This is a genomic window from Hydrogenophaga sp. NFH-34, from assembly GCF_021401345.1.
GTDB lineage: Bacteria > Pseudomonadota > Gammaproteobacteria > Burkholderiales > Burkholderiaceae_C > Hydrogenophaga > Hydrogenophaga electricum.
This window is the reverse complement of the sequence record NZ_JACBGE010000013.1, coordinates 59,009-69,815: the sequence shown is the minus strand read 5'-3', so window position 1 is coordinate 69,815 and position 10,807 is coordinate 59,009. Positions and strand designations below refer to the sequence as shown.

12 protein-coding genes are annotated in these 10,807 nt (G+C 65.1%); 10 read left to right on the top strand and 2 right to left on the bottom strand.

Annotated features, from left to right (window positions below):
* The first annotated feature begins 40 nt into the window (after positions 1 to 40).
* The 10 genes from L0977_RS13900 to L0977_RS13855 are packed head-to-tail and all read left to right on the top strand — an operon-like array spanning position 41 to position 8,542.
* Positions 41 to 424 (top strand): integrative conjugative element protein, RAQPRD family, encoded by a 384-nt coding sequence (locus L0977_RS13900; protein WP_234265453.1) that lies wholly within the window; start codon positions 41 to 43, stop codon positions 422 to 424.
* On the top strand, positions 421 to 654 hold the full coding sequence (locus L0977_RS13895) for a TIGR03758 family integrating conjugative element protein (protein ID WP_003050225.1): 234 nt from the start codon (positions 421 to 423) through the stop codon (positions 652 to 654). Before L0977_RS13900 ends, L0977_RS13895 begins: the two co-directional genes overlap by 4 nt.
* 16 nt (positions 655 to 670) lie before the next feature.
* Positions 671 to 1,030, top strand: a complete 360-nt coding sequence (locus L0977_RS13890; RefSeq protein ID WP_066126610.1) for a TIGR03745 family integrating conjugative element membrane protein — start codon at positions 671 to 673, stop codon at positions 1,028 to 1,030.
* Positions 1,031 to 1,042: 12 nt separating this feature from the next.
* Positions 1,043 to 1,453, top strand: coding sequence for a TIGR03750 family conjugal transfer protein (locus L0977_RS13885; RefSeq protein WP_153376392.1), 411 nt, complete (start codon positions 1,043 to 1,045; stop codon positions 1,451 to 1,453).
* Positions 1,450 to 2,142 (top strand): PFL_4703 family integrating conjugative element protein, encoded by a 693-nt coding sequence (locus tag L0977_RS13880; protein WP_234265452.1) that lies wholly within the window; start codon positions 1,450 to 1,452, stop codon positions 2,140 to 2,142. Before L0977_RS13885 ends, L0977_RS13880 begins: the two co-directional genes overlap by 4 nt.
* Positions 2,139 to 3,056: a TIGR03749 family integrating conjugative element protein gene (locus L0977_RS13875; protein WP_234265451.1), complete on the top strand. Its 918-nt coding sequence runs from the start codon at positions 2,139 to 2,141 to the stop codon at positions 3,054 to 3,056. Before L0977_RS13880 ends, L0977_RS13875 begins: the two co-directional genes overlap by 4 nt.
* Positions 3,046 to 4,464 (top strand): TIGR03752 family integrating conjugative element protein, encoded by a 1,419-nt coding sequence (locus L0977_RS13870; RefSeq protein ID WP_234265450.1) that lies wholly within the window; start codon positions 3,046 to 3,048, stop codon positions 4,462 to 4,464. Before L0977_RS13875 ends, L0977_RS13870 begins: the two co-directional genes overlap by 11 nt.
* Complete coding sequence (locus L0977_RS13865) at positions 4,445 to 4,882, top strand: TIGR03751 family conjugal transfer lipoprotein (RefSeq protein WP_234265449.1); 438 nt, start codon at positions 4,445 to 4,447, stop codon at positions 4,880 to 4,882. The genes L0977_RS13870 and L0977_RS13865 overlap by 20 nt, the downstream gene beginning before the upstream one ends.
* Positions 4,882 to 7,764, top strand: a complete 2,883-nt coding sequence (locus L0977_RS13860) for a conjugative transfer ATPase (protein WP_234265448.1) — start codon at positions 4,882 to 4,884, stop codon at positions 7,762 to 7,764. Before L0977_RS13865 ends, L0977_RS13860 begins: the two co-directional genes overlap by 1 nt.
* 13 nt (positions 7,765 to 7,777) lie before the next feature.
* Complete coding sequence (locus L0977_RS13855) at positions 7,778 to 8,542, top strand: DsbA family protein (protein ID WP_234265447.1); 765 nt, start codon at positions 7,778 to 7,780, stop codon at positions 8,540 to 8,542.
* A 32-nt stretch (positions 8,543 to 8,574) separates the two neighbouring features.
* Here L0977_RS13855 and L0977_RS13850 read toward each other — a convergent pair whose 3' ends face one another.
* Both L0977_RS13850 and L0977_RS13845 read right to left on the bottom strand, forming a co-directional pair.
* Complete coding sequence (locus L0977_RS13850) at positions 8,575 to 9,981, bottom strand: heavy metal sensor histidine kinase (RefSeq protein WP_234265446.1); 1,407 nt, start codon at positions 9,979 to 9,981, stop codon at positions 8,575 to 8,577.
* Positions 9,978 to 10,664, bottom strand: coding sequence for a heavy metal response regulator transcription factor (locus tag L0977_RS13845; protein WP_234265445.1), 687 nt, complete (start codon positions 10,662 to 10,664; stop codon positions 9,978 to 9,980). Before L0977_RS13845 ends, L0977_RS13850 begins: the two co-directional genes overlap by 4 nt.
* Positions 10,665 to 10,807 lie beyond the last annotated feature (143 nt).

Sequence of the window (10,807 nt, the reverse complement as noted above, 5' to 3'; positions counted from 1 at the left end):
CCCACGATCAAGCCATTGCTGATCACACAGGAATGGCGCGATGTTGGCTCCGATCTGGCAGCGCGCCGCGCATCGCGGCGTGCCCATTTTTCTCGTGACGGCCCTCTCCCTGGGTCAGTCCCCGATGGCGGCGGCTGAGTCCCCCGCACAGCGGCAGGAGCTGGTCGCCGCGCTGCGCCAACTCGATGCGCTGGAGCGCACCGTCGCCGACGGCGCTGCGCGTGCCCCCATCCAGGCGGGCGAGCGCTACCACTTCGACTACCCACGGCTGCTGGCTGACCTGGCGCGCGTGCGCGCCGGCATCCAGGCCCATCTCACACCGTCGCGTGCCCAGCCACGCGACCCCTCCGAACTGGCTGGCGACTACCGCACCGAGCGGGCCGCTTCGCCATCGCCGACGACGACTGCGGAGGGTAAGCGATGAACGGCGCCCAGGTCTCGGCATTTCAAGCCAACAGCGGCATCGCGCCTTCGGCGATGGCGACCGTCCTGGTCGGTGTCGTGTTCGCGGTCCTGCTCGTGTGGGGCGTCTGGGCCATCCGTACGGCCTACGTGGGGTGGTCCGAGAGCCGACTCAACCAGCGCCAGTTCCTCGGCGTCTGCATCCGCTTTGTCGCGATGTACCTCGTCCTGAGTTTCTTCCTCCTCTCCTGACCTGAAAGGCATGACCATGCAAAACCGCATCCTCCATTCCCGTCTTGCCCAGCGCGCCGCCGTGGCCCTGGGCACCGCCGCGCTGCCCGCGCTGTCGTTCGCGCAGGGCCTGCCGCAGTTGGAAAACCCGACCCGTGGCACCGGCAACGGCATCATGGAAACGATCAGGAACTATGGCTACGACATCATCATGCTCGTGGCCCTCCTGGTCGTGGCCTCGATGTTTATCGGCGTCTGCTACCACGCCTACGGCACCTACGCGGAAATCCACACCGGCCGCAAAACCTGGGGCCAGTTCGGCCTCACCGTCGCGATCGGTGCCGTGCTGCTGGTGATCGGCATCTGGCTCCTGACTGAAGCCACCGGCATCCTGTGAGGCGAGGCCGGTATGTCCGAGCAGCAGCACGTCCGTGCGGACGGGACGGTCACGTTCCTTCCGCACCGGCTCAACCGCCATCCTGTTGTCGTGCGCGGCCTCACCGCCGACGAACTGTGGATCTGCTGCGGCCTGTCCGGCGCCGCCGGCCTGCTGGTCGGCGCGCCGCTGTCCTGGGTGTTCCGCACGATCGCCATCGCGCCGACGTTCGTCGTCCTGGGCGTGGCCCTGGGCGTCTTCATCGGCGGCGGCATCCTGCGCCGGCTCAAGCGCGGGCGTCCCGATACCTGGCTGTACCGGCAACTGCAATGGCGCATCGCCACGCGCCATCCGCTGATGGCGGGCTGGGTGGGCGGCCACGTGCTGATCTCGCGCTCCGGCTTCTGGTCCACCCGAAGGTCTGTTGCAAAGGGGGCACGATGAGCCGCTTCAAGAACGAGATCACCCACCTGCAGGCGCACATCAAGACGCTTCGCCTGGGGGCTGGTGCGCTGGTCATCGTCGCCCTGGTCATGGGCGGTGGCTGGTGGAGCGCGCCGCGCGACCTGACCATCCACGTCCCGCCCGACCTGCGCTCCGGCAGTACCCGCAAGTGGTGGGAAGTGCCGCCCGAATCGGTCTATGCGTTCACGTTCTACGTGTTCCAGACCCTCAACCGCTGGCCGACGAACGGCGAAGAGGACTACCCGCGCAACCTCCACACGCTCTCGCCGTACCTCACCCCGTCCTGCCAGGCCTTCCTGCGCGCGGACTACGACTACCGCCGTTCCACGGGCGAGCTGCGCCAGCGCGTGCGCGGTATCTACGAAATCCCCGGCCGCGGCTACGGCGACGACCCCACGGCGCGCGTGCGCGTGGTCTCCGACCGCGACTGGGTGGTGACTCTGGACATCACCGCCGACGAGTACTACGGCGCCGAGCAGGTCAAGCGGGCCTTGGTGCGCTACCCGGTGAAGGTGACGCGAGTGGACGTCGATCCCGCCCGCAACCCGTTCGGCCTGGCGCTGGACTGCTACGACGGTGCGCCCCAGCGCATCAGCGCACCGGAGCCGACGCGCCCGGCGTCCGGCGGCCTGTCTCCGCAAGCGCCTCAAGGAGGAAACACCCCATGAAGCATCCTGTACTCGTGCTGCTGGGGCTGCTGGCCGTGGCCGCGGCACCCGTCTCCCATGCTGTGGAGATCCTGCGCTGGGAGCGCATGCCGCTGGCGGTGCCGCTGAAAGTCGGCCAGGAGCGCATCGTGTTCATCGATCGGAATGTCCGCGTCGGCGTACCCGCAGGCGTGGGCGAACGCCTGCGCGTGCAGAGCGCAGGCGGTGCGGTGTACCTGCGCGCCAGCGAGCCGATCGAGCCCACGCGGCTGCAACTGCAGGACGCCGACACGGGCGCGTTGATCCTGCTGGACATCGCAGCCGAACCGCCAAAGGACGGGGAATCCGAGCTGGAGCCGGTGCGCATCGTCGAAGGCAACAGCACCTCCGTGCGCTACGGCGATCAGGCAGGTGGTGCCGATGAGGCCCCCGCACGCGCCCAGGATCAGCCAGGCGCTCGGGCGGCGCGGCGCGAAACCCCGGTGCCGGTCGTCCTGACCCGCTTCGCCGCGCAGAACCTCTACGCGCCGCTGCGTACCGTGGAGCCGCTACCCGGCGTCATGCGGGTCAACCTGCGCCGTGACCTCGATCTCAACACCCTGATGCCGATGCTGCCCGTGCGCGCGGTCGCGCTGGCATCGTGGCGTCTGGAAGACCAGTGGGTCACTGCCGTGCGCCTGACCAACAGCAGCAGCGGCTGGGTCACGCTCGACCCGCGCATGCTGCAAGGCGACTTCCTCACCGCCACCTTCCAGCACGAAGCGCTCGGCCCCCGCGGGAGGCCAGAGGACACGACCGTCCTGTACCTGGTGACGCGCGGGCGCGGCCTCGCGCAGTCGCTGCTGCCGGCGATCCACCGCTTCGACGCGGCCGTCCATCTGCCGCAGCCGGAAGCTGAAGCCGGCGACGGCAAGGAGGCCCGCCATGCGCAGTAACGGCTTGCTCAAGTGGCTGATGATCCCCGTCGCCTTGCTGGTGCTGTTCGTTGCCATCCGACTGTTCTCCAGTGGAGGCTCGTCGGCACCGCAAGCCGCGGATGCCGGCACCAAGCTCACGCGGGATGAAATGAAGGCACTGGGCATCGAGGGCGACACCCCCCGCGACACCGTGGCAACCCTGGTGGCGCAGGTGAAGCAGTTGCGCACCGAACTTCAATCCGCGCTGTCCGACAACAAGTCCCAGCGCGAAGAAAACCAGCGGCTGCGCCAGCGCGAAAACTCCATCGATCAGCGCATCAATTCGGCCCTCGAATCCGAGCGCTCCAATCTGCGCCGCGACCAGGAGCAGGCAGCCAGCGCTCGCCAGCAGACCGAAGGGCTGCTCGCCGACCTGCAGCGGCGCCTGGACCGCATCGGCGGGCGCGGCGGCGGCGATGCCGATCTGCCCGTGGGCCTGGGGCTGCGCGATGGCGACCAGGCAGGCATGGAGGGCGGCATGCGGTGGGTTGAACCGGACGACGCTAAGAAGGCCGAGGGCCGCAGCGGCAGTCGTGGCACGGGTAGCGGCATGAGCTTCCCGACGAGTTTCGGCCCCGCGCAGAGCACGTTGGAAACCACGGCGCAAACCGTGAAGGACGCGGGTGCTCGCGCTGCCGGGATCAATACCGCGAAAGCCGTCTACACCGTGCCGACGAACTCCACGCTCATGGGGTCGGTCGCCATGACGGCGCTGATCGGACGGGTGCCGATCGACGGAACCGTCAACGATCCGTACCCCTTCAAGGTACTTGTCGGGCCGGACAACCTGACCGCCAATGGCATCGACATTCCCGACGTGGCGGGCGCCGTGTTCAGCGGAACCGCATCGGGCGACTGGACGCTCTCGTGCGTGCGCGGCCAGGTGCGCAGCATCACCTTCGTCTTCAACGACGGCACGATCCGCACGATCCCCGAAGACCGCGAAGGCAATCAGCAGAACAACCAGCAGCGCAACGGATTAGGCTGGATCAGCGATCCGTACGGTATTCCTTGTGTCAGCGGAGATCGGCGCAGCAACGCCCAGCAATATCTCGGCTCGCAAGCCCTGATCACCGCGGCCGGCGCTGGCGTGGCCTCGCTCATCAAGAGCAACAGCGGCCAGATGTCCTACGTGGGTGCCGATGGCTCCATCGGCAGCGTCGGCATCTCGGGCAACGAGGCCGTGGGCCGCATCCTGGCCGGGGGCGTGCGCGACATGGCGGACTGGGTGAACAAGTTGTACGGCCAGGCATTCGCGGCCGTCTACGTCCAGCCCGGCGCCAAGGTCGCCGTTCACCTCGAAAAGCCACTCGCCATCGACTTCGATCCCGAAGGCCGCAAGGTCGATCACCGCGCAGGAGAAAGCCATGCTCTCGAACTTGACTAAGGGCCTGGCGCTGGCCCTCGCCGTCGCGGTGCTCGGCGGCTGCGCCACCAGTAAGGAAAAGCTATTGCCCCGCGGCGACAACACGATGATGGACATCTGGCAGCAGAACGCCGGCGGCGGCGGCAATGCCGGCCAGTTGGCGCGCAGGCAACTGCTCGACGCGCGCGAAAGCCTGCGCCGGCCGCTGACCGACGCTGACGTGCAGGCTGCGCCCGCCGAGCAGATGCGCTACACGCGCACGGCGCAGAGCGAGGTCTATCGCCAGTTTCACCGCCTGCCCAATCCCGATCTGATGATGTACGTGTACCCGCACTTGGCGGGCACGGACCCCGTGCCCGTGCCGGGGTACACGACGGTTTTTCCGTTGTACCAGCGCGTCCAGTACGCCATGCCGGGTGAAAGGACGGAGGACTACTGATGCGTTGGAAGCTCCCCTGGCCAAAGCCGGCCACGCCGACGCGAACCACATCCGGCGCTAGCGGTGATGAACAACCGGACGGATGGCAGCGCCACGTCGAGGCCTTGCGCCAGGCCGGTATCCCCGAACCCGGCGCGGCGGTCCAGGGCCGCCGGCCAGCGACGGTGGCCGACGAGCAGGCGCTGTACGACGTCGCGCCGTCGTTTGCGGAACTGCTGCCTTGGGTGGAGTTCCTGCCGCAGTCGAAGTCCATGCTGCTGGAGGATGGGCAGTCGGTCGCTGCCTTCTACGAGCTGGTGCCGCTGGGCACCGAGGGGCGGGAACCCGGCTGGCTGGCCCATGCCCGCGATGCGCTCGAAAACGCCTTGCAGGACAGCTTCGATGAACTGGACGAAAACCCCTGGGTGCTCCAGCTCTACGCCCAGGATGAACCCAGCTTCGACCAGTACATGCAAACCCTGCGCGACTACGTGCAGCCGCGCGCCCGCGATACCGCGTTCACCGAGTTTTACCTGCGCTTCTTCGGCCACCACCTGCGCGCGGTCGCCAAGCCGGGCGGCCTATTCGAGGATACGGTGGTCACGCGGCTGCGCTGGCGCGGCCAGACGCGGCGCGTGCGGATGGTGGTCTATCGCCGTGCCACCGGGCAGGCAAGCCGCCGCGGTCAGACGCCCGAGCAGATGCTGAACATCGTCTGCGACCGCCTGTGCGGCGGCTTGGCGAACGCTGGCATCCAGGCACGGCGCATGGCCGCGGCCGACGTCCACGACTGGCTCCTGCGGTGGTTCAACCCGCGTCCCGCATTGCTCGGGCCTGGGGCCGAGGATCGGGAGCGCTTCTACGCGCTGGCGCGCTATCCCGACGAGGCCGAGGACGGCGAAATCGAGCTGGCGAGCGGACGTGATTTCAGCCAGCGGCTGTTCTTCGGCCAGCCACGCTCCGACGTGGCGCGCGGCACCTGGTACTTCGACGGCATGCCGAACCGTGTGCTAATCACCGACCGGCTGCGAATGCCGCCCGGGACTGGGCACCTGACAGGTGAAACCCGCAAGGGCGATGCAATCAACACGCTGTTCGATCAGATGCCCGAAGACACGACCATGTGCTTGACCATGGTAGCGACGCCCCAAGACGTTCTCGAATCTCACCTGAATCATTTGGCAAAGAAGGCAGTCGGTGAGACCTTGGCGTCCGAGCAGACCCTCAAGGACGTGCATGAGGCGCGCTCCCTTATCGGCAGTGCGCACAAGCTTTATCGCGGCACCTTGGCCTTCTATTTGCGCGGACGCGATGACGCCGAGCTTGATCGGCGCGGGCTCGACCTCGCCAACGTGATGCTCAACGCAGGGTTGCAGCCCGTTCGCGAAGACGATGAAGTCGCGCCGCTCAACAGTTATCTGCGATGGCTGCCGTGTTGCTACAACCCCGACACGGATCGACGCCAGTGGTACACCCAACTGATGTTCGCACAGCACGCGGCGAACCTGTCGCCGGTATGGGGCCGCGCCCAGGGTACGGGGCACCCCGGCATCACGATGTTCAACCGCGGCGGCGGTCCGATCACGTTCGACCCACTCAACCGCCTGGACCGGCAGATGAACGCCCATCTGTTCCTGTTCGGCCCCACCGGCTCCGGCAAGAGCGCCACGCTCAACAACCTCTTGAATCAGGTCACGGCCATCTACCGGCCGCGGCTGTTCATCGTGGAAGCCGGCAATAGCTTCGGCCTGTTCAGCGATTTCGCGCGCAGGCTCGGGCTGACGGTGAACCGGGTCAAGCTGGCCCCAGGCTCGGGCATCAGCCTCGCGCCGTTCGCCGATGCGCGCCGGCTGATCGAAACGCCGAGCGATGTGCAGACGCTCGATGCCGATGCGCTTGACGAGGACCTGCCCCCGGACGCCTCGGCCATGGAGGCGGACGAGCAGCGCGACGTGCTGGGCGAACTGGAGATCACGGCGCGGCTGATGATCACGGGCGGCGAGGATAAAGAGGAAGCTCGGATGACGCGGGCCGACCGCTCGCTGATTCGTCAGTGCATCCTCGACGCCGCCGAGCACTGCGTGGCCGAGAAGCGCACCGTTCTCACGCGCGACGTGCGCAACGCGCTGCGCACCCGTGGCCAGGACCCGACGCTGCCCGAGATGCGCCGCGTGCGGTTGCTGGAGATGGCGGACGCCATGGATATGTTCTGCCAAGGCACGGACGGCGAGATGTTCGACCGCGACGGCACGCCTTGGCCCGAAGCCGACATCACTCTCGTCGATCTGGCGACATACGCCCGAGAGGGCTACAACGCGCAGCTTTCCATCGCCTACATCAGCCTGATCAGCACGGTGAACAACATCGCCGAGCGCGACCAGTACCTGGGTCGTCCGATCATCAACGTCACCGACGAAGGGCACATCATTACGAAGAACCCGCTGCTCGCGCCTTACGTCGTGAAAATTACAAAGATGTGGAGGAAATTGGGGGCCTGGTTCTGGCTCGCGACGCAGAACATCGACGACTTGCCGCGCGCCGCGGAGCCCATGCTCAACATGATCGAGTGGTGGATCTGTCTCAGCATGCCGCCCGATGAAGTCGAGAAGATTGCCAGGTTCCGCGAACTCTCGCCCGCGCAGAAAGCGCTGATGCTTTCGGCGCGCAAAGAAGCGGGAAAGTTCACCGAGGGCGTCATCCTCTCCAAGAGCATGGAAGTGCTGTTCCGAGCCGTACCGCCGAGCCTGTACCTCGCACTCGCGCAGACCGAACCCGAGGAGAAGGCCGAGCGCTACCAGCTGATGCAGCAATACGGCTGCACCGAGCTGGAAGCGGCCTTCAAGGTAGCCGAGAAGATCGACCAGGCGCGCGGCATCGAGTCGCCGGCCCTGGAACTGTCGTAAGCCGGAGAACGCCATGGAACCGAAACGTCCTTCCATCCCGATGCAGGTCCAGGCGTTCCGCCGCGGCAATCGGCGGCTCCGCTGGCCCTGGGTGTTGGCTGCTGTGCTGGTCGCGCTGCTGCTGATCTGGCTTGTGTCCCGGTCGCCCGGCGAATCTCCGCCTCAGTCGCCCGCGCCGGTCAGCATGACGCACCCCTCCGGGCCGCCCTGGCAGATGGGCAACCCGGAGGGCCGCTTCACGCTGACGCTCTATGCCGACCTGGAATGCCCGTTCTGCCGGGAGTACTTCCCGCAGCTCAAGCGCTGGGTCGGCAACAACACCGACGTGGCGCTGCAATGGCACCACCAGCCGCTGGCCGCGCACGAGCCGGCCGCGTCGGCCGAGGCTCGCCTGGCCGAGTGCGCCGCCGAAGCTGGCGGGCATGCGGCGTTCTGGCAGGCGGTCGAATGGGTCTATGCCCATACGCGCAGCGACGGCCAAGGATTGCCCGATGGGCTCCGCTACCCCGAATCCACGCCGGCCATCGAGCAGTGCATGGAGAGCGAGCGGCCTGACGCGACCATCCGCGCCCAGGCCACGGAAGCCACCGAGAGCGGCGTGACCGCCACGCCGTCGCTGCGGCTGCTCGATCGCCAGACGGGCCAGGCCATCCTGCTACAGGGGCCGATCGAAGGAGATGCCTTGCTCTCGGCTATGGACATGCTGTCTGCTGACGTCACTTCGCCCGCATACTCCTCGGAAGCATCCACCGACGATTTTGGAGAAGTGCCCAGGTAGCCCAAGATCCTTGGCCTCCCCGCCTGTCGTGCTCAACAGTCTTCGGTCGCTAAGCGCGAAGTAGACGATATAGCCTTGTCAGGCACGACCAGTCCGATAGACGTAGTTTCGTCGCTCGACTCGGCCACCGTCCATCCACCGTGCATGCGGGCGATGGCGGCCACGATGGCTAAGCCCAGCCCGTGGTTGCGAACAGCTTCTGCCCGCGCGACGTCCACTCGGTAGAAGCGATTGAATAGATGGGGTATGTGCTGGATCGGGATGGTGTGACCTTGGTTCACCACGCACAGAGTCACTTGGTCGCCTTGCCTGTGAATCTTGATGACCACCGTACTCTTTGGGCGAGCATGCCGGGTCGCATTGCCAATGAGGTTCGAGATGGCGCGTTGCAGCAGGCGAACATCTGCCGCCAAAGTCGTGTCGCCGTCAACTTGCAACTGCAGACCCGCTTCCTCAATGGCTGCATCGTGCAAGTCCATGACCGCACGTGCAACATCTGCCATGCTGTCGACCCTTTCTCGGCGGGCCTCCGCTCCTCGATCCGCCTGCGACAGAAAAAACATGTCTTGTACGATCATTGACATGCGCTGCAAATCTTCCAAGTGCGCACCCAGCACATCCCTAAGCGTATTGGCATCTCGCACCTTGCGTAGAGCGACCTCGGTGCTCCCCATTAGCGTCGATAGAGGCGTAAACAATTCATGCGCAACATCTGCGTTGAACGCCTCCAATTGCTCATATGCTTTTCGCAAACGCATCAGCAATCCGTTGACATGGCCCACGAGCGGGACCAATTCATCGGGCTGATCAGAGCCGTCCAGTTGCTGATGTAGAGTATTAGCCTCCAGCGCTTGAATTTGGACGGAAAGTTTGCGTACCGGACGGAGCCCAATCTGCACCAGCAGGAAACCACCGGCTGCAATCACCAAGGCTCCAGCGAGCGCCGCCGCGATCAGTGTTCGTGCCAAGCGCTTGAGTACCCGGTCGTCTTCGCTGGCATCCAGGCTCAGTACGACTTGAATGGGAATGGCAGCCGTTTTGATTTCAAATGTCTGCTCAATCGTGCGGCGATTCGTTGCCACACTGGAGCCGGTATCGGGCACATAGCCATCAGAGGTAGAGTGGAGCAAGCGACCGGCGGAATTGGCGTAAAGCACGCGACCACCGGCATCAATGAGAGTAACGCCAACGTTCGGTTGGCCGACCATGGCGTCCTCAAGCTTGTGCGTCAGCAGGGAGTTGTCCACTCCCTCCACTTCTTCGACAAAGTGGCTCACCTGAAGCTGCTTCTGACGAAGCGTGTCCGTCTGACGATCTTGGAAACTCAGCGCAGTGACGGTGTACACCCCGAAACAGGTCAGCGTGAGCCCTGCCAGCGCCAGAAGAGCAAGCCAGCGGGCGAGGCGGCCGCCCAACGAACCAGTACGCTGCAGCCTCACGATTGCCGCTCTTCAAGCACGTAGCCCATTCCTCGGACCGTATGCAAAAGGGGACGCTCAAATGGCAGATCGAGCTTGTTGCGCAGCCGACGAATGGCAACGTCGATCACATTCGTACCGAGATCAAAGTTCACGTCCCACACCTGCTCGGCAATTTCGGTGCGCGATAGCACCTGGCCCTTGCGGCGTAGAAGAAGTGTCAGGAGCTGGAATTCCTTTGCTGACAAATCGATGCGTTGTCCGGCTCGGGTCGCACGTCGCCTTGCCAAGTCAACTTGCAAGTCCGCAAGAACCAGAACGAGGGCATCGGGCGCCGGGCTCGTACCGGCTGCGCGGCGCAAGAGAACTTCGATGCGAGCGACCAGTTCAGAGAAGGCGAAGGGTTTGACAAGGTAGTCGTCCGCCCCAGTCTTCAATCCACGCACTCGATCCTCGATGCGTTGGCGTGCAGTCAACATGATCACCGGCGTCTGCTTGCTCTGCCTTAGTGCAGCCAACAGACCGAAACCATCGATTCCGGGCAACATGGCGTCGAGAATGATGAGGTCGTAGTTGCCAAGCGAAGCCAAGTGAAGGCCATCAATTCCGTTGGCGGCCACATCGACTGCGTAGCCTTCTTCCGCCAATCCTTTGCGAAGGTAATCCGCAAGCTTGGCTTCGTCTTCCACGACAAGCAGTTTCATACGGCCTGCCGGTTCTTCCCGGGCGTTTCGCGACCTGTCCAGATTGTCATCTTCACGTTGTGCTTTCGTTCGGTGCAGTTTCCTACATTGTGCGCATGCCTGCGGGCATGTGGATTTTTCACATCACACACAGCAAAGGATCA

Excerpts from the sequence above, each read along its gene's own strand:
- L0977_RS13900 (WP_234265453.1), top strand. The coding sequence starts at position 41 with ATGTTGGCTCCGATCTGGCAGCGCGCCGCGCATCGCGGCGTGCCCATT.
- L0977_RS13895 (WP_003050225.1), top strand. The coding sequence starts at position 421 with ATGAACGGCGCCCAGGTCTCGGCATTTCAAGCCAACAGCGGCATCGCG.
- L0977_RS13890 (WP_066126610.1), top strand. The coding sequence starts at position 671 with ATGCAAAACCGCATCCTCCATTCCCGTCTTGCCCAGCGCGCCGCCGTG.
- L0977_RS13885 (WP_153376392.1), top strand. The coding sequence starts at position 1,043 with ATGTCCGAGCAGCAGCACGTCCGTGCGGACGGGACGGTCACGTTCCTT.
- L0977_RS13880 (WP_234265452.1), top strand. The coding sequence starts at position 1,450 with ATGAGCCGCTTCAAGAACGAGATCACCCACCTGCAGGCGCACATCAAG.
- L0977_RS13875 (WP_234265451.1), top strand. The coding sequence starts at position 2,139 with ATGAAGCATCCTGTACTCGTGCTGCTGGGGCTGCTGGCCGTGGCCGCG.
- L0977_RS13870 (WP_234265450.1), top strand. The coding sequence starts at position 3,046 with ATGCGCAGTAACGGCTTGCTCAAGTGGCTGATGATCCCCGTCGCCTTG.
- L0977_RS13865 (WP_234265449.1), top strand. The coding sequence starts at position 4,445 with ATGCTCTCGAACTTGACTAAGGGCCTGGCGCTGGCCCTCGCCGTCGCG.
- L0977_RS13860 (WP_234265448.1), top strand. The coding sequence starts at position 4,882 with ATGCGTTGGAAGCTCCCCTGGCCAAAGCCGGCCACGCCGACGCGAACC.
- L0977_RS13855 (WP_234265447.1), top strand. The coding sequence starts at position 7,778 with ATGGAACCGAAACGTCCTTCCATCCCGATGCAGGTCCAGGCGTTCCGC.
- L0977_RS13845 (WP_234265445.1), bottom strand. The coding sequence starts at position 10,664 with ATGAAACTGCTTGTCGTGGAAGACGAAGCCAAGCTTGCGGATTACCTT.